Consider the following 18,178-nt stretch of genomic DNA (forward strand, 5'->3'; position numbering starts at 1 on the left):
ATTCTTCTGAATACTTTCGATTACTCATGAGTATTTCTCCTGCATGAGCTGACTTTAACCTCTCGAGCCGTGTCCGTCATCTATAGAGCACTTCAAGGTTCGTACTCTTCCTTACATTTTGTTTACTCGCCCGATGAAAGGCAGAGTATTGGAGAGTGGGGGAGATATTCTATGGTTCGTGGTTATTTAGCTGATGATTTACCAATCGAAAAGTATGGTAGTTATTACTATGAAGTAAAATTAGAAACAGGGGAGACAGTATTTTTTCAAACAGATGTTGATGAAGATTTAGAATCAAAATTTGGTGCTGCGCATGTTATGTGGCATGATATATATTTAGAAAGAACGTCTGCCGTGGGCGAATATATTGTTGAAGGAAGTGACGTTACTCTTACAGGGTATGATCCTGTATATAATAGGTATGAAACAAATGTTGGTAAAAAAGTAGATGCTGTACATCTTGAAAATATAATTAGATTTGTATCTACATTGAAAAGTAATAAAGCTGAAGTTGCTGACTTCTTGGTTGATTATGAAATAACATATAAAGAGTTTGACGATAAATATTTTATAAAAAATCATAATGGGTATAAAACATCTGTATCGATGTATATTGGAAGAATGAGCAAAAAAGTTTGGGGTAGATTTTACCTAACATATCATGATGATGACTGGATTTTTATTGATGCTTTTGGTGTTTCTAATGATGGTCTTCAATACAGATCTCAGAAATTAGATTTTGAAAGAGATAATTCACAGACTATTTGGGAAACATATGATGGAGCTATGTCAAAAGAGTTGCTTAAGTTGACTACTAATATCAGCAAATCAAAAAAATCGATTATCCGCTTTTACGGTAGCAAAGGGACCGTGGATTATGTTGTTCCTTTAAAGCAAAAGAAAGAGCTTTCTAATATGTTGAAATTATATCAGTTGCTAAAATCTTCTGTGTAAACGTTGGAGATGTTGTCAGCCTCAAGATATTAAAATCAGTGGGGAATGTGTGATATATGAATGGAACTAATGTTTGCATTAATATTTTTGTTGAACAACTTCCGCAAAAAATATTTTTTACACCGAACCTAGCTAGCCTGACTAAAGAGTTTCTTCTCCCATTAGCTGCTGTTGCTCTGGGGGCGTATCTAACAAGTTTAGCTTATGAGCGACAACAAAGTGATAAAAAGAAAGATCATGAAATGGGGAAATGTGTTGAATGTCTTGTCGCATTAAATGATCAAGTGAATAGTATTGTTGATTTGGTTGGCTATATGGATGATTATTTATTTGTAGATAATGAGATTGAATGTGAAAAAATGGAATTATTTCAGACATTCTTTTTTTCTAGATCAAACATATACTTTTTGTTTTTGAGTGAATCGAATTTGTATTTAGATATTACAGATTCCTTCAACCTCTATGGTCAAGCTATTGCTCAGATAAATAAATATGAAGAATGGACTGGGAATAGGGGTAAACAATTGGGAATTCTTCTTACAATTGTAAAGGTTTTTGAAACTCTCCTAAATGATCACAGAAAGTCATTCAATAATCTCAAAAAGTTTATTCAGGAAAAGTATGATGTTGTTTTGGATCAATTAAGTTTAGATGAACCAAAAATTGAAGATAAGTTGGCTTTTGTAAAGAAAAAGAGAATTTTAATGTTGATGAAGAAGGATGGCGTAACTTTATAGCCTTGTTCTTTTTGGCAGTGTTCTCATTTCAGCAATTAACCACCGATCCCCAGAATCACACCCCACACTCACACACCCATCTCAAAAAAATCCCCAAAAGAAAAAGGGTTAACTAATTTCTTAGTTAACCCTTTGTATTCTCAGTGGTCGGGGCGAAGAGATTCGAACTCCCGGCATCCTGCTCCCAAAGCAGGCGCGCTACCAAACTGCGCCACGCCCCGACTGATGTAAATTGCTGCACTAGCGCTGTGCACAAGAGAGGGGATAGTTTAAACCCATATGCTTGGCAAGCTTTTTTTTATAAAAAGTAAGTTTATTTTGTTCTTTTTTAAGTGCTGCTAGTTATTTCAACGCTTTACGAAGTGGCTCTGATTTTTGTCTTAAGCTGGTTTTATTTCAAAAACTCCATTTGCGTGAGTTCCACAGTACTTGCACATTCCATTTTCTACCCCTTTTTCTTCCATAGAAAAGCCAAAGCGGCTGATAATTTCCTTTTTACAGGTCGGACAAAAGGTCGCGGACGATTCATTATCGGAGACATTGCCGATATATACATAATTCAGTCCGGCATCCGTTCCTGCTTTCCGGGCAAGAGCTAAGGATTTCATGGGAGTAACAGCGAGGTCCTGCATCATATAGTCTGGGTGGAATCGTGAAATATGCCACGGAACTTCTTCCCCAAGTTCGTCAGCGATGAATTTGGCCATGTTTTTTATTTCAGATATATCATCATTTTTACCTGGAATGAGCAGGGTTGTTACTTCCAGCCACCAGCCTAGCCGTTTTATGTGCTTCAGAGTTTCGAGCACTGGGTTTAGGCTGCCTTTGCATATGTCTTTGTAGAAATCATTATTAAAGCTCTTAAGGTCGATATTTGCTGCATCTATGAGGGGGCTTAGTTCCTCAAGGCATTCAGGGCTTTGGAAGCCATTTGATACTATGATGTTCTTCAATCCTCTTTCATGAGCTAATTTTGCAGTATCCTGCATTAGTTCAAAGAAAACGGTCGGTTCAGAATATGTGTATGAGATTGATCGGCAGTTGTGAGCGAGCGCCGCCTCGACAAGTGTTTCCGGCGTGGCTTTTTGGCCTGTGACGGCTCGCCCGGATTTAGGATGCTGCGACAGCGATGCATTCTGGCAGAATTCACAGCCGAAATTGCACCCTTGCGTACCAAATGAGAAGGTCTCGCTCCCCGGCAGGAAGTGGTACATCGGCTTTTTTTCAACCGGGTCAATATTTATTGCCGCAACTAAATCGTATGTTTTGGTAAAAAGTGAACCATCAACATTTTGTCTTACTCCGCATGTTCCGTGATCATCAGGTCTGATTACGCAAAAATGATTACAAAGGCGGCATTGAACTTTATTGTTTTTAAGTTGTTTCCAAAGTCGTGCAGGATGCAGCATTTTTTGTTGTCCTTATGGTTCTATTTTGGGAACTATGAGAATAGGACCTATATTCGGGTCTATTTCCTCATCATTTTTTTCTTTCGGCTTGGTGCTCATAATATTTGATTTGTTGTCGGACTTTATGGAAATGTCGTTGCTCTTTCCGCTGGTGCCGAGAGTAATATTTTCGCGGTCTTTAGCCGTGTCTTTATTAATAAACTTTGTGCCGGCAGAAGCTGTTCCTGTAAAAGTCAGCCCCAAAATAATAAATAAGAATAATAAACTTTTCTTGTACATGATATTTCTCCGTGTAATAGTGTACCAGACTGTTTGGAAAATGACACTTGCTTATTTCGCTTAGGACATAAAGCTTTGTTTGAGTGTAAGTGTTCGTATTTGATAGTTTTAAGTTGTTTAATGTCGCGGTCTTATTACGGCTGTTGCACATGTTAAAAGTTGAATGATCAGCGTTTTTATATGTTGCAAGCTGTGGGCCTTAACGGTGAATATTTCGGCATAAAGAGGACCGATGTCCCTTGAACTCTTGCCGATTTAAGCATATACAATCCCTTCTAAAGAGATTGTTAGGAGATAAATATATGGCAAGTCGTTCTGATGCTTATAAGGCCGCCGGTGTTGATATCGACGCGGCAAATGATTTTATAGGTCGCATTAAAGGTATGGTGGGTTCCACTTTTACTAAAGGTGTGGTCACGGACATTGGTGGTTTTGGGGGGCTTTTTAAGCTTGACCTGACCCAGATGGATGAACCTGTTCTCGTGGCTGGTGCCGACGGGGTGGGTACAAAATTAAAACTCGCTTTCGCTATAGGCAAGCATGATACCATTGGTATTGATCTTGTGGCTATGAGCGTTAACGATATACTTGTTCAAGGTGCTAAGCCCTTATTTTTCCTAGATTATTTTGCAACTGGAAAACTTGAAACCGGCGTGGCTGAAGAAGTGCTCTCCGGAATAGTTGAAGGGTGTAAGATTTCGGGATGTGCTCTTCTGGGCGGAGAAACAGCAGAAATGCCTGGTTTTTACGCTGATGGAGAATACGACCTGTCCGGCTTCTGTGTCGGCATGGTAGACAATACTAAGATTGTTGATGGTTCCTCTATCACAATCGGTGATTCCATTATTGGACTGGCGTCTTCGGGTATCCATTCAAACGGGTATTCTTTAGTTCGCAAGTTGTATGATGAATCTGGTCTGACTGCTGATGACCTCCTTCCCGGAACAGATACCAAGATCGGCGAAGCTCTTATGACGCCGACTAAAATTTATGCTGATGTTGTACGCAGTCTTTCTCGCGATATTGAAATCAAAGGAATGATTCACGTAACTGGCGGCGGTTTTTACGATAACCTGCCAAGAGTTCTACCTAATCAGGTAACAGCTGAGATTAATTTTGGATCATGGGATGTTCTCCCTGTCTTTAACTGGATGAAAGAGCAGGGTAACCTGAGCTGGCCTGAAATGTTGCAGATTTTTAACTGCGGCGTTGGCTACATCATGATTGTTAAAAAAGACAGAGAAGAAGATGTGCTCAATAGATTGAGGGGCATGAATATTAATTCATGGAAGATTGGCGAAACTATTGCTCGTGACGGTGATTCTGAGCAGGTGAACGTTAACTTTTAGTCTGATTCAGCCCACATTCATTTAATTCCAATAAGAAAGCCCTGAAATATTTATTTCAGGGCTTTCTTTGTTTAATTTATCCAATGTTATTTCTGCTTCCAGTTTCCGGATGCATCTTGAATCCACCATCCAGCGGGAGCTTTCTTCTGCCAGACATCTGTGAAAATATTGGTTACTTTTTGAATTTCACTGCCGGGTATGTTCATTGATGTTGCGACTTCAGCGTATAGTTCTTTTCTAGTCTTGTTGTCTTGTGCGATCAGTCTGCGAATTTTTGCCTTATCGGAAAGATTCAGTCCATCTTTGTTTTTTACTTTGAGTAATCCTTTATTGTCGATGCCGATATTCCCTGCGTTATAATAGGGAATGAGCTTTTGATGAGTGGCAGATATGCTTTGCTTAAGTCCCCTGATTGCCGAGTTTGATTTTTTTAGACCTTCTATGTCGGAAGTCGTTACGCTTTGTGCATGAGCATTAGATGGCGTGAGCATTGCTAAAAATGAAGGCAAGGATGAACTGTCCCCATTTGTTTGTGCGGGGTCTTGCGTACTGGTTCCATACACATCGTCAACAATATCTTCTGCGGCTTTTTCCACCTGCGCGGCTGGGAAGTAGATATTGACCGTGACACATGCAGCAAACGCAAATAACGTCATTAAGGTTAAAACCTGTGCGGTTTTTTTTAACATGAAAATCTCCTGTAAAATTATTTTAGGGCTACTCTGAAATTCTTTTCAGCCTCTTAAGCATGTCTGAGAAGCTAATAAGATTTTCAGGGTTGCTGTTGATGACATTTATGCCGAACAATGGTGGCTTCTTAATAATATACTCGATTCCATCCTCTCTGATCAAGCCTCTAATTTTAAATAAGTCATTGTTTAAGGTACACTCTAGACCAAGTCCTGCATAACTGAATTGCCGGAAAATCTGTGAGAAAAGGCCAACCCCGGCCCCCGTTAAGCCTGATCCTGTCCCGATTACGGACAATGTGTTAACAGCTTTCAAGCTTATTTCCTGATCAGAATCAGCGTCAGGTATGGAAACGGCGATAAGTTTAAATTCCGCTGGTTGTCCATATGCAACAACTAAATCTGTAAGATCAAGATTCATCCTTCCTGTAATTCGTCCGATATCTAATGCCTTGCTTAATGGAATAAGTTTCAAACTTTTAACTTTGAAATCCGCTCCGTATTGTCTGGATGGCGAAAATGGGTTTTCCGCGAAAATTTCAGAAACTTCCATATCACCACCGTAAACCTCACCTGAAAAGGAGCCTTCGGTGGATAAAGTATTTGCAAGAAGCCAGAATTGGAGATCACCGTTGAGTAAACCATCTATAGGAAGAGAGGGGGGCGATAAAGGTAAAAGGTTAACAGCGCTTACATTTAGCTTGCCGTTCAAAGCAAAGTCCTTTGAAAACGGTTTTTCTAGCCTAACTTTTAAAAGTTTTAGCTGTCCCCCGCTTAGTTTAATAGATGGTATTTTCCCAAAAATTACTTCATTTGACGATACAGATAAAGGAATGTTGAAATCTTTTAAAACCAGCGGCCCTGCACTGAATTCTCCAAGACGGATTGTTCCCTGATCAGTTTTTTTGAGTTTATCACTTGTCTGAGGCAGAAAATCATCACCAAGTACAACCGCAAAAGGGAGTTTGGACGATATCTTGTTGGTGTTTATGGAGGAAGAATGAAAGCTGCCTTTCGCGAGGGCAAGGACTCCGTTAATGAGAGTCTCAGAAGGTGATCCGTTGAACTTGCAAGACAGTGCTATGGTTCCGTTCGCCGAAAGATCAGATAGTGAAAAAGGGTCGGCCACAAAAGCTTTAAAAGGATCGTTTAAAGACGGGATATTTATATCCATATTACCTGAGTAGCGTATTTCTTTTTTAGCAGTATTAATTTTCGTATCGATTCTGGTAGTGCCCATCTCTTGCCAGGTAACATCAATTTTTGATGAAATGACTTTCTTATTCTTAGACTGAGTAGCGAGGATGGAAGCCTTTAGCGGCTTATTCTTGAGGTTTAGATAGAGAGTATTAAAGAGGGCTTCACCTGAATTAATATTTAATACTGTGCGTATTTTTGATTCATTAAGTGGCAAGAAGGATTTTAGTGATCCGGAAAAGCTGTCTACAAGGTATAATCCGTCAGGTGAACTTGCGGAAAAATCATCGAAATTAAGCGATAAAGTTGACTCTGGCGCAGAATTTAACTTGTTCAGGTTTAGTGCCAGATTTAATTTGCCCTCTTTTTCCCATTCTAAGGCGGCTTCTCCTAGAAGATTTTCCGCAATATTTTGTAATAGAGGAAGTGGATCGAAAATATTTAGGGAAAGAGTTCCGTCAAACTTAGGAGAATAATTCAAGGCTGCATTGATTATGGGAAGATTTCCGGCTTTTATTTTTAAATTGCTAAATTGGGCCGTTTTAGAATCTGTGAAATATTTACCGCTACCGGTTATAGTTATGTCGGGATTGTGCAGTTTAAGTTCTGAGATATTTAGATTCAGGCTTGCGATATGAATTGATAGTTTACGAAAAGCAACGAACCCTTTTTCTAAGCTCAGTTCAGTGCTAATGTTAATTGGGCCGCTTTTCAGAGGGGATAGTTCGGGGTTAAAATTGCCCTCAAACTTAAAGTTGGCTTGTTGAATATGCTCAAGGTAGCCCTTTAATATCCCGGATAAACCCGCTTTTGGTAGGTCTACCTTAAACTGGTAATTAACACCGAAACTGCTTGTCTCATTCGAGATAGCTGTATGCGGCATAATCAGCACCAGCAGGATTGTGCTGATAAGCATATTGAAGCGGAGCTTATTCATAAATTAATATATACACCTACGGCTGGCGTCTGAAAACAAAAAACCGCCAGAATATTTATGTAATTCTGACGGTTGTTTTATGCTTAGTCTTGTTAGTTAGAATACCACTTCAGGGGTGTTTGTTAGCCCAAGAATGGATTAAAATAACCAAATTTTATCCACGGACATTCTGCTTTTATGCGTTTGCGGAAATTAATGAAGCCCATTCCCGGGCCGAATTCGTACTGTTCCACAAGCTCCATGTAAAGATCGGGATCAATGTTCAGATTGCGTAGCTGTATAAAATCAAGTTCGGATTCCTTCACTACTTTAATCAGTGCATCCGCTTCTTTCTCGGTATCATTAACTCCCGGGAAGAACAGGTAGTTTAGCGATACATGGATACCATGTTTTTTGGCTTCGAATATTGTCGCTATAACATCTTCAAATTTATATCCTTTTGGGCGGTAATACGCATTGTAAACTGGCTCTAGTAAACTGTTCATACTGACTCTGATAGAGGTCAGGCCAGCTTCTGCTAGTGGCTGTATTGCGGCTGTTAAAGATCCGTTAGTGTTTATGTTAACGGTACCCTTACCACCTGCGGATCTAAATTTGCTGATCGCTTTTGTCAGCAACTTCGCTTCGGTTAATGGCTCACCTTCGCAACCCTGACCAAATGAGAATATCGGCCGTGATTCGCGCTTGGCGTGGTAGTGCATTATTTCAGTAATTTCATCTGCTGTCGGTGTAAATTTGATACGTTCCTGCGTGGATGGAAATCCAGACTCCTCAGGTTGTTCGGATATGCAACCTAGGCAACGTGCATTACAGGTCTGTGAGGTTGGAAGGGGCGCTTCAAATCTTCCTAAGGCTAGGTTTTGGGCCGCAGGACAGCCGTAAGTCAATGCGCAGGTAGCTAAATGGCGGACCAGACGATTTTCAGGCATATCTTTCATAAGACGTTTTGCGCCTGAATCTATTTTTTGCCGTGGAATTTTGGTAAAAACCTGTCTTTTATCTTCATCGACTACTTTCGCAGTGATCCAGAATCTGCCGTTTGCAAAACCAACCGCTCCGTAAGAAAACATCGGCAAAACCGGGGAATCATCGGTATTTCCATACGCGGCAAGTCCAGTCAAAGTTAGACCGGGGCAAGCAAAAGCCGCAACCGCTGTTCCTTCGACTTCAACAACTTCGCCTGTTTCAGGATCAAGGCCTATAGGGATTCTCCCGGGCAATAGGAAAAATTCGCTGTCGGGAGGAAGTGGGATATATTCTTCAGGCTTTGGTTGAGCCAGTTCATCGCCTCTGCGGCATATCATTTCAAGTTCCGGATGGTCGAAAATCTGTCCGTCTTTATCCGCGTAAACGAGTAATGGGCGCGGTTTTTTTTTAGAAGCCATTGATTGTTAATTCCTGTCCTAGTTTTCTGGGGGTTTAGGGAGAGTGGCTGTAAGAGTTGTTCCGTGATTTAATGAGCTAGTAAAAGAAAGATCTCCGCCTGAGGCCATGGCGATAAGTTTTGAGCTATATGTTCCAAGTCCGGTTCCATTCTTTTTACCATGAGTAGCATAGCGGTCAAAGAAGTTGCTCTTAATGGATTCAGGGACTTCGCCCTGATTATTAATAGTTGTAACAATCTGATTATCTTTATCCTGCATAGTCACTTTAATAGTGCTATCATTGGGAGCAGCTTCGGCAGCGTTTTTAATAAGATTAGAAAACATAGTGATGATAAGGGATGCTTCCCCGTAGCACACCACCGGACATTCATCCTGTAAAGGCGTATCCTCGAGAAAGCACTCAATGTTAAGTTTTTTCTCTTCTACGATCTGGTTCACATCACCGATTGCAGCCGTGATTGCTCTAAAAATATTAAATGGATGTGCGTCAGCGACAAGCGATCCTGTTTCGAGTCTGATAAGAGTTAAGGATGTATCAATCTGACGGATCATTCGTTCGCTTGTGGTACGAACAATCTTAGCTAAAGGCTGATATTCTTCATTAATTTCAGCTTCAGTTTCAAGTATGCGTGACATCCCTACAATTGTCGCTGTGGGGGATCTTAAGTCATGGCGCGCGATGCGCTCCATTTCTTCCCTGAGTTGAAGTTGCTTACGCTGCTCCGTTACGTCTACAGATAAAAGTAGGAACACAGATGGCGCAACCTGCTCAATGGTCAGATCCCAAAACCTGTCATATGCAAAAACTGATTTAAGCGAGTGGATGCGATACGCTTCTTGATCTGTAAAAAGATTATTGCGCACTTCTTCTGCAAGGAATGGAATGAAGGGAACGATTGAATCTGATTGCTTAATTGGAAGCGTTTCAAGAGCCGACTTGTTTGCCAAAATAGTTTTACTAGTACAAGCACAAATCAGAAGTGCGGGAAATGGCAGCCCTTGAAGGATCAAATCATAAAGTTTTGAGTTGTCTTCGATTTCTCTTTTGCGGCAAATTTCTTTCTGAAATTCAGAAATTTGAGAGATAATTTTGGATATGGATGCGGTGGATGAAATATATGAAACATTATGAAACTCAAATAGACGTTCGAAATTTTCCGGTTTGTTTACGTCTAATAAAAAGAGAGCGGTAGAATCCGGATTGATATCGCGGATTGATGAAAACGTTTCAAATGTATCTTCAAATTCTGCAAAGATGATCAGATCTGGTTGTTGGCTCGCATATATAAAAAGAGTCTCTCTAGCCATTTTAGCTATGGAGACGGAGTGACCCTGATTATGAAGTTCGAGCGTCAAAGAATGGAGTTGCGGATTTTTACCCGCAATCAAAATATTGAGATTGCTATGAGAATCGACAGAACAACAGTCTTTCATACATCCTCCAACAGCTTACGCAGAACCTGGTGTCTGGAAGAAACCATTTGCCCAACGCGTTGAGTCGTAATAACTACGAGAAACTGATACTGGGTTAAGTCCAAGTTTCAGGATAGATTCTTCAAGTTTGTCCCACTGAGCCTCTTCAAAATGAGTAATTAGATCTAAATATTGATGGTAGTTATTGGCTTCTCCGCATAGTGCTGCGCGGATGTCTACTTCCAGAGGTAAATATTTAGTAACTGAAGCCATGGGCATGTCGAACATTGCTTCAAGTAATGAAAATAAACCCAGCAAAAACATTGATTCGGGGTTTAATTTGTTCTTGGATTCTGCTGTAACCATTTCAAGAAATTTTGCTCGCTGAGTAGCTAACTGTGGCAGTTCTGAACTCTTTCCGCTTGAGGTCAAGTCAGTAAGAAGAATAACTCGCAGCCAGTTCTTTATAAGTGTCCATCCGGCTAAAACAATAGCTTGTTTTATAGATGTAATCTTTTGCTTGAACCCAAAAGTGGGAGAGTTCAGAAGAGTCAGAAGTCTGTAGCTGATGGAAACATCGTTTTGTAAAGCTTTGGCGAGTGCAGCAAAGTCTTGAGCTGGATCTTCGATGAGTTTGAAAAGTTTTAATCTGACTATTTCACTAGGGCGCAGTTTTCTACCTGCGATATTCTCAGGTCGTTTGAAATAGAATCCCTGAAAAAATGCAAATCCAAATTTCTGAGCTAATTCAAAGTGAGGCATGTCTTCCACGCGCTTTGCTATTAACTTAACACCTGCTTGCTGTGCTATGCAGTGTATTTTATGTAACTGTTCTTCAGTGGCGGATTTGATGTCTACAATTGCTACATCTGCGTAGTTTATGAAAATTTCACCTTGCGGACGCCCCTCAAAATCATCAATTGCAATTGTGTATCCATCTTTAGATAGTTCTTGCAGTGATTTGATAAGGCTTGGTGTGGGCGGAGTCATCTCCGGGATTTGAACAACTGTATTATTTGCAGGTAGCGAGTAAGGTATCTTTTCGACAATGGATTTATGAGAAAAATTTATAACTAACTTAACATCGCTAGGAAGCTCTTCCCCGGGAGTTGAACAGGAGTCTGCAGCAACATTTAGAGTTGCTTTGTAGTCATCAGATATAATTGCGGTTGTCGCAGAACTGCTGTTGCGGAAAAAAAGTTCATATCCCCACAGAGATTGGTCCGGCTGTAAAATTGGCTGCCGGGCAAAAAATATTTTGTCATATAGCGGGGCGTTACCGGAGTTCATATTTACTACTGCTTTGTTACGAATTTGTTCAACAACTAGTATTAGATATAATGTTTTTTTAACATTTACCAGTGCTTAATTCTGGTGGAGTTTCTTAAATAGTAGTCTTGGATCTTATGTGTATAGAATAGTTGAGATTTGTTTAGTTAATGTGTTTGATTTCTTACATTTTTGTATGTTTTTATTTTTTAGTCTTTGTAGTACGCGCTGAATACTGGGCATTTTGTTAGTAATCAGCTCATTGTACAACGCCAAAAAAGGCGGAATCGAATAAACGATTCCGCCTAAATAAAGGCATATATAAGTCGTTGTATGACTTAACGTTTTGAATACTGGTACTTTGCGCGTGCGCCTGGCTGACCTGGTTTCTTACGTTCTTTCTTACGAGCATCACGAGTCAGAAGACCAGCGCGTTTAAGAAGAGGACGAAGTTCAGGGTCCATAGCTAGAAGAGCGCGGGAAATACCGTGTCTGACAGCCTGTGCCTGACCAGCTACTCCGCCGCCATCAGCGTTGACTTTGATGTCAAATTTGCCGACGTTCTTTGTTAATTTAAGAGGCTGCTGAACAATCATCTGGAGAGTTTTACGAGGAAAGTAATCTTCGTAAGACTTACCGTTGACTGTGATCACGCCTGTACCTGCGTACATGCGAGTGCGTGCTACAGCATTCTTTCTTTTACCAGTACCGTAATTAAAATCTTGGCTCATGTTTTTATCCACCTGTAATTAGAATTCGAAAGGCTTAGGAAGCTGTGCTTCGTGAGGATGCTCAGTGCCAGTGTAAATTTTAAGCTTAGTGAGCATCTTTCTGCCGAGGCTACTCTTAGGAAGCATGCCGCGTACAGCAATTTCGATAACTGCTTCAGGTTTTCTTTCAAGCATTTCTTTCAAAGTCCTGGATTTGATTCCGCCAGGGTGATTTGTGTGCTTGTAGTAAGTCTTCTGATCTAGCTTGTTGCCTGTAACTCTGATTTTGTCCGCGTTAAGAACGATGACGAAGTCACCAGTGTCAGCGTGAGGTGTGAACATTGCTTTGTCCTTGCCTCTGAGCTTTGTAGCGATTCTTGTTGCCAGACGGCCAAGTACCATGTCGGTTGCATCAACTACGTACCATTCACGGCTGATGTCTTCACTCTTTGGAATATATGTTTTCATTTAAAAATGCTCCTTTACGTAGAATCGGGGAATGGGACTTATACATATAATGTTCGTTTGCTGTCAAGAGCAAATAGTCTCATCCCGGTTTTATTTATGATTCGGCAATAACCTTCTTGAGGGTAGCTAAAGCTTTATCAATTCCTTTTGGATCGGTACCACCGGCCTGTGCCATGTCTGGCCTGCCGCCGCCACCGCCGCCTACCTCTGCTGCAACGGGTTTGATCAACGCACCTGCCTTAAACCTACTTGTTAGGTCTTTGGTAACTGCAATGATCAGGGAAACTTTATTATCTTCAACCTCGGCCATCAGACAAATGATACCGGAATCCAGTTTGGACTTCAGCGCATCAGTTTGATCGCGCAGGGCTTTAACATTTGTCACTTCAAGTTTGGCTGCAATAACTTTAATGCCGCCAATTTCTTCAATAGAACCCATAAGGTCCGCACCAGCACCAGAAGCAAGCTTCGCCTGCAATTGATCGTTCTTACGGGTCAGTTCTTTGGTTTGTGCAACCAAGGCTGCGATTTTATCTGCAAGCTGGCCTGGGGCAGCTCTCAGTATGTCCTGAGACTTGCTTAGCTCGTCGCGCTGTCCTTGTAAGAACGCGAGAGAGTTCCAGCCCGTTGCTGCTTCAATGCGGCGTATGCCCGCAGCAACGCCTGATTCGGATAGGATCACGAATGTCCCGGCCTCGCCAGTCGACTTTATGTGTGTACCTCCGCAAAGTTCCATGCTTTCTCCGGCAATGTCGACAACTCTAACGACATCTCCGTATTTTTCACCGAACAGTGCGGTCGCGCCTTTTTCAACAGCTTCTTTGCTGGTGAGTTCCTGAACATCAACTGCAGTTGATGCCAGAATAGCGCGGTTCACTTCGTTTTCAACTTGCCTGACTTCTTCAGGTGTCATGGCAGCAATATGAGTAAAGTCAAAGCGGAGTCTGTTCGGACCAACCAGTGAACCGGACTGCTTAACATGGTCCCCTAGAATCTTTCTAAGGGAGGCATGGAGCAGGTGAGTCGCTGTGTGGTTACGCTCAGTTGCTACTCTGATTTCATCATTTACTTCCAGTTTTGCTTCCTGATCGAGAAGAAGCTCGCCTTCGTTCACAAAAATTTTACAAGCGGTCAGGTCTTGAGATGCTTTAACTGATTCCAGTATATCAGCATTTCCAGTCAGGGTTCCAACTTGGCCTGAATCGCCCATCTGTCCACCGGATTCTCCGTAGAAAGGAGTCGCAGCAGTTATCATCCAGCCGCCTTCACCTTGAGTAATGCGTTCGGTGTGCTGACCGTCTTCAGTGAGGATGTTAACGATTCTGGATTCAGTCACCAGCTCACCATAACCTGTGAATTGGTTTTTAAGTCCTGCTTCGAGAACAGAGCGGAATATAACCGTAGTGTCTTTCTCTCCGGACCCTTTCCATGCTTTCTTAGCGCGAGTTTTCTGTTCCAGCATAGCTGCTTTAAATCCTACTTCATCAACAGTGAATCCGTGCTTTTCAGTGACATCGTTAACGATATCAAGCGGGAATCCGAAAGTGTCGTAAAGCTTAAATGCTAGCTCACCGGAAATTGTATTCTTACCGTCCTGCCTAAGAGCTTCCATCTCGTCTTCGAGAATGATGAGGCCCTTGTCGAGAGTCTGGCTGAATCTTTCTTCTTCTTCACGGACCATGCGGGCCATGAAATCTTTGTTATCTTTAAGCTCGGGGAACTGTCCGCCCATGTCCGCGACAACCATTTTGACTGTCTCGTGAAGGAATGGATCTGTTAACCCGAGAAGGCGGCCGAAGCGGAATGCTCGTCTGATCAAACGGCGGAGTACATATCCGCGTCCTTCGTTTGAAGGAAGGATCTGATCAGTGATTAAAAATGCGATAGAACGAGAGTGGTCAGCAATGACCTGAAGCGCAGTATCGATTTCTGTGTCATCGTTATATTTTACACCAGCTTTTTTCGCAACAGCTTGAATCATGGGCTGAAATAAGTCTGTTTCGTAGTTGGATTGCACACCCTGACAAACAGCAGTTATGCGCTCAAGCCCCATCCCTGTATCAATTGATGGGCGTGGAAGCGGTACACGGTTGCCTTTTTCGTCTTGATCGTACTGCATGAAAACGAGATTCCAGATTTCAAGGTAGCGGTCACAGTCGCATTTTCCGATCCCGCAATTGGGACCACAGCTCATGTTTTCGCCCTGATCTATATGAACTTCGGAACAAGGGCCACAAGGGCCAGTATCACCCATAGTCCAGAAGTTTTCTTTTTCACCTAGTTTGTAAATGCGGTCAGGTGAAACATTGACGACTGTCTTCCAGATTTCTCCGGCTTCATCATCGTCATTGAATATAGTAATGTATAGTTTGTCTTTAGGGAGCTTCAATTCCTCAGTTAGGAATTCCCAGCAAAATTTAATGGCGTCTTCTTTAAAATAGTCGCCGAAAGAGAAATTGCCCAGCATTTCAAAAAAAGTATGATGTCGAGCCGTACGGCCTACGTTTTCGAGGTCGTTATGCTTGCCACCGACACGTAGACACTTCTGAGAAGTGGTAGCGCGGACATATGCTCTTTTTTCCTGTCCAAGAAAGGTTTTCTTGAACTGGACCATTCCTGCATTCGTAAAAAGCAGGGTTGGATCGTCTTTAGGAACCAAGGAGGAACTACTTATAACAGTATGTTCTTTTTCCTCGAAAAATTTTAGGAATCTTTCTCTTATTTCACTGGCCTTCATGAGCTGCCTCCGTAAAAAGATATAATGCTTTTGAACTAAGTAATACTGCACAAAACACGCATTTTTTAACTAGTTCTGGTTAATATTTGCGGCTTTTTCTTTTTAAAACCCCGGATGGCCGAGGTGATTAATCTATTGTCAGGCCAAAAGGCTCTACTCGTCAGAAGTGGCTTCGTCAACCTTCTCTGCTTTTGTAGTCTCTTTCGTAGCTTTTTTGGGAACTTCTTTAGGAGCTTCTTTCATTCCGAGATGAATAAGGATTTTATCTTCAATTTCCTGGCGCATTACAGGGGTGTCCATCAAGAACTGGCGAACATTTTCTTTACCTTGTCCAAGTCTTTCAGAACCGTAAGCGTACCATGCTCCGCTCTTGTCAATGATTCCATAATCTACACCTAGGTCAATAATTTCGCCTTCGCGAGACATCCCTGTACCATATAATATGTCAACAAGGGCTTCTCTGAATGGCGGTGCAACTTTGTTTTTAACAATCTTGATGCGTGTGCGGGAGCCGTAGACTTCCTCTTTGTCTTTGAGGGTCTGGATTCTGCGGATATCAAAACGTACTGATGCGTAGAATTTGAGGGCATTACCACCGGAAGTTGTTTCCGGGTTACCGTATCCAGCCATACCTATTTTCATGCGGATCTGGTTGATAAAGAGCACAACCGAATTCGATTTGTGGATGGTTCCGGTAAGTTTTCTGAGAGCATGAGACATCAGTCTGGCCTGTCCGCCAACTTGAGTTTCACCCATGTTACCTTCAAGCTCAGCCTGTGGGATAAGTGCGGCAACGGAGTCAATAACAACGATATCGACTGCGCTGGAACGAACCAGCAAGTCAGTGATTTCGAGAGCCTGCTCACCATAATCCGGCTGAGAAATGAGAAGTTCGTCGGTATTTACGCCGAGTCTCTGAGCATACTTAACATCAAGAGCATGTTCCGCATCAACGAAGGCAGCAGTTCCGCCGTTTTTCTGACATTCTGCAATTACATGCAGGGCCAGCGTTGTTTTACCTGATGATTCAGGTCCGTAAACTTCAGTAACTCTACCTTTAGGAATTCCGCCGATACCGAGAGCCAAGTCGAGGCTGATGGATCCTGTTGGGATAACGGGGATGGCTTGTATAGCTCCAGAGTCAAGGCGCATGATTGAGCCCTTACCGAACTTGCGTTCAATGGTGGTAAGTGCTGTATTCAGGGCTTCCTTGCGAAGTTCTGCGGGATTTGCTGATTTTCTACTCATGTTTTCTCCAGTTTTGGCTTAGATGTTTTGGCGCATTTTTTTTCAAGTGATTGTCACATGCACAAGAACCCTTTCGGGCGGGATGCGGTATCCACATCAAGCAACTGCTTCCGATACCAAATCGGCGCAAATAAGGCAATCTTTAACGTTCATATAAACTATTATTATTTAATCAAAATTGTTGGAATTATTTTGCATAATGCGCTGCTCATCACGTCTTTTGATAAGATTCAGGTGCATATATGGCAGTTGCAGTTTATAAAAAATGAAGGTACTGCCGCCCCTATGAACAAACAATATGACGCACTAGCCCTTTTTTCAGGGGGCCTCGATAGTATATTAGCATGTAAGGTTATTCAGGATCAGGGACTCAAAGTTCTCGGACTTCATTTTATCACGCCGTTTTTCGGCAATCCCGAGAAAATTGAAGAATGGCAGGATCTCTACGGTGTGGAGATTATGCCTGTCGATATTAGCGAAGAGTATATACAAATGATGCTCGATGTTCCTGCTCATGGCATGGGTAAGCTGATTAATCCTTGTGTTGACTGCAAGATTATGATGATTCGCCGTACCCGAGATATGATGGAACAGTTTGGCGCTAAATTTATCATTTCCGGCGAAGTGCTCGGTCAACGGCCGATGTCTCAGCGTCAGGAATCCCTTAATTCCATTAAAAATGATGCTGATGTTAAAGATCTACTTTTACGTCCGCTTTGTGCAAAAACACAGACCATCACTCCGGTTGAAGCATCTGGTTTGGTGGATAGAGAAAAGCTTCCACGCATCAGTGGGCGCGGTCGCAAAGATCAACTTGCTCTGGCGAAGCATTACGGATTTACCGTAATTCCAACTCCTGCGGGCGGTTGCAAACTCACAGAGTACGAAAATACTGCTCGGATTTTGCCTTTGCTCAAAAATCTCGAAACCCCTGATGTGAATTTCTACAAGCTAGTGCTTGCGGGAAGGCAGTACTGGGCTGGAAATAAGCTATTGGCTGTCGGTAGAAATCAGGCTGATAATGAGGTCCTGGAAACTTTGGTTCGCGAAAATGATTATACCTTTGAAGTAAGAGATTTTACTGGGCCGCTGAGTCTAGGCCGCAGTCTCCATGGAGAACCATGGTCTGAACTGGATATCCTTTCTGCCGCAGCATTCACCGCTGCATTTTCAGCTAAGGCCCGTAATGAAGGATGTGAAGTCGTTGTTGAAGTTATAGGTCCAGAGGGCAAAAGCGAAGTTTCAGTTGTTCCGTCAAAAGAAACTTCGGTCGTTTTTGCAGGCCCTAACATTGATGGGCTAAAAGGGTGGAAAATAGGACGGGATAAGTTTAGAGTCGAAAAGATTGAACTTGAAAAATCAAAACTCAGAAATGAGTACTAATCTTTATACTGTAT

Annotated in this window: 15 protein-coding genes and 1 tRNA gene; 4 read left to right on the plus strand and 12 right to left on the minus strand. The window is 42.0% G+C overall.

The annotated features are described in order from the left end of the window. Positions 1–171: 171 nt before the first annotated feature. Both BR06_RS0107280 and BR06_RS0107285 read left to right on the plus strand, forming a co-directional pair. Entirely contained in the window at positions 172–954 is a 783-nt protein-coding gene (locus BR06_RS0107280) for a hypothetical protein (RefSeq protein ID WP_031481785.1), read from the plus strand. 56 nt (positions 955–1,010) lie between these two features. Continuing rightward, on the plus strand, positions 1,011–1,691 hold the full coding sequence (locus BR06_RS0107285; protein WP_031481787.1) for a hypothetical protein: 681 nt from the start codon (positions 1,011–1,013) through the stop codon (positions 1,689–1,691). A 144-nt stretch (positions 1,692–1,835) separates the two neighbouring features. Here the strand turns inward: BR06_RS0107285 and BR06_RS0107290 are convergent. The 3 genes from BR06_RS0107290 to BR06_RS0107300 all read right to left on the minus strand — a co-directional run bounded on the left by BR06_RS0107290 (position 1,836) and on the right by BR06_RS0107300 (position 3,379). After that, positions 1,836–1,912: transfer RNA gene (locus BR06_RS0107290), tRNA-Pro, on the minus strand. 159 nt (positions 1,913–2,071) lie between these two features. Further along, entirely contained in the window at positions 2,072–3,100 is a 1,029-nt protein-coding gene (gene amrS, locus BR06_RS0107295; protein WP_031481789.1) for an AmmeMemoRadiSam system radical SAM enzyme, read from the minus strand. Positions 3,101–3,112: 12 nt separating this feature from the next. After that, positions 3,113–3,379: a hypothetical protein gene (locus tag BR06_RS0107300; protein ID WP_031481791.1), complete on the minus strand. Its 267-nt coding sequence runs from the start codon at positions 3,377–3,379 to the stop codon at positions 3,113–3,115. 302 nt (positions 3,380–3,681) lie between these two features. Here BR06_RS0107300 and purM point away from each other — a divergent pair, with 302 nt between their 5' ends. Then, a complete protein-coding gene (purM, locus tag BR06_RS0107305; RefSeq protein ID WP_031481793.1) occupies positions 3,682–4,728 on the plus strand; it encodes a phosphoribosylformylglycinamidine cyclo-ligase in 1,047 nt (348 codons plus the stop codon). A gap of 86 nt (positions 4,729–4,814) precedes the next feature. Here the strand turns inward: purM and BR06_RS0107310 are convergent, their stop codons facing one another. The 9 genes from BR06_RS0107310 to recA form a co-directional block, all read right to left on the minus strand. Continuing rightward, positions 4,815–5,417, minus strand: a complete 603-nt coding sequence (locus BR06_RS0107310; RefSeq protein WP_031481795.1) for a DUF1318 domain-containing protein — start codon at positions 5,415–5,417, stop codon at positions 4,815–4,817. A gap of 28 nt (positions 5,418–5,445) precedes the next feature. Beyond that, positions 5,446–7,551, minus strand: a complete 2,106-nt coding sequence (locus BR06_RS0107315; RefSeq protein ID WP_031481798.1) for a translocation/assembly module TamB domain-containing protein — start codon at positions 7,549–7,551, stop codon at positions 5,446–5,448. 122 nt (positions 7,552–7,673) lie between these two features. Further along, on the minus strand, positions 7,674–8,936 hold the full coding sequence (locus tag BR06_RS0107320) for a radical SAM protein (protein ID WP_031481800.1): 1,263 nt from the start codon (positions 8,934–8,936) through the stop codon (positions 7,674–7,676). Between the two features lie 18 nt (positions 8,937–8,954). Next, positions 8,955–10,370 carry a hybrid sensor histidine kinase/response regulator gene (locus BR06_RS0107325; protein ID WP_031481802.1) on the minus strand — a complete coding sequence of 472 codons (1,416 nt, stop codon included), beginning with the start codon at positions 10,368–10,370 and terminating at the stop codon, positions 8,955–8,957. A gap of 15 nt (positions 10,371–10,385) precedes the next feature. Beyond that, positions 10,386–11,639 carry an EAL and HDOD domain-containing protein gene (locus BR06_RS0107330; RefSeq protein WP_031481804.1) on the minus strand — a complete coding sequence of 418 codons (1,254 nt, stop codon included), beginning with the start codon at positions 11,637–11,639 and terminating at the stop codon, positions 10,386–10,388. A 317-nt stretch (positions 11,640–11,956) separates the two neighbouring features. Beyond that, positions 11,957–12,349, minus strand: coding sequence for a 30S ribosomal protein S9 (gene rpsI / locus BR06_RS0107335; RefSeq protein WP_031481806.1), 393 nt, complete (start codon positions 12,347–12,349; stop codon positions 11,957–11,959). Between the two features lie 18 nt (positions 12,350–12,367). Next, the gene (gene rplM / locus BR06_RS0107340) at positions 12,368–12,796 is read right to left on the minus strand and encodes a 50S ribosomal protein L13 (RefSeq protein WP_031481808.1); all 429 of its coding nucleotides are present in this window, start codon (positions 12,794–12,796) and stop codon (positions 12,368–12,370) included. A 94-nt stretch (positions 12,797–12,890) separates the two neighbouring features. Beyond that, the gene (gene alaS, locus BR06_RS0107345; RefSeq protein WP_031481810.1) at positions 12,891–15,533 is read right to left on the minus strand and encodes an alanine--tRNA ligase; all 2,643 of its coding nucleotides are present in this window, start codon (positions 15,531–15,533) and stop codon (positions 12,891–12,893) included. 153 nt (positions 15,534–15,686) lie between these two features. Beyond that, positions 15,687–16,781, minus strand: coding sequence for a recombinase RecA (recA, locus tag BR06_RS0107350; protein ID WP_051676963.1), 1,095 nt, complete (start codon positions 16,779–16,781; stop codon positions 15,687–15,689). Between the two features lie 57 nt (positions 16,782–16,838). Here recA and BR06_RS0107355 point away from each other — a divergent pair, with 57 nt between their 5' ends. After that, complete coding sequence (locus BR06_RS0107355) at positions 16,839–18,164, plus strand: tRNA(5-methylaminomethyl-2-thiouridylate) methyltransferase (protein WP_235727684.1); 1,326 nt, start codon at positions 16,839–16,841, stop codon at positions 18,162–18,164. Positions 18,165–18,178: the final 14 nt, after the last annotated feature.

It is taken from the genome of Maridesulfovibrio frigidus DSM 17176, assembly GCF_000711735.1.
Taxonomy (GTDB): Bacteria; Desulfobacterota; Desulfovibrionia; order Desulfovibrionales; family Desulfovibrionaceae; genus Maridesulfovibrio; species Maridesulfovibrio frigidus.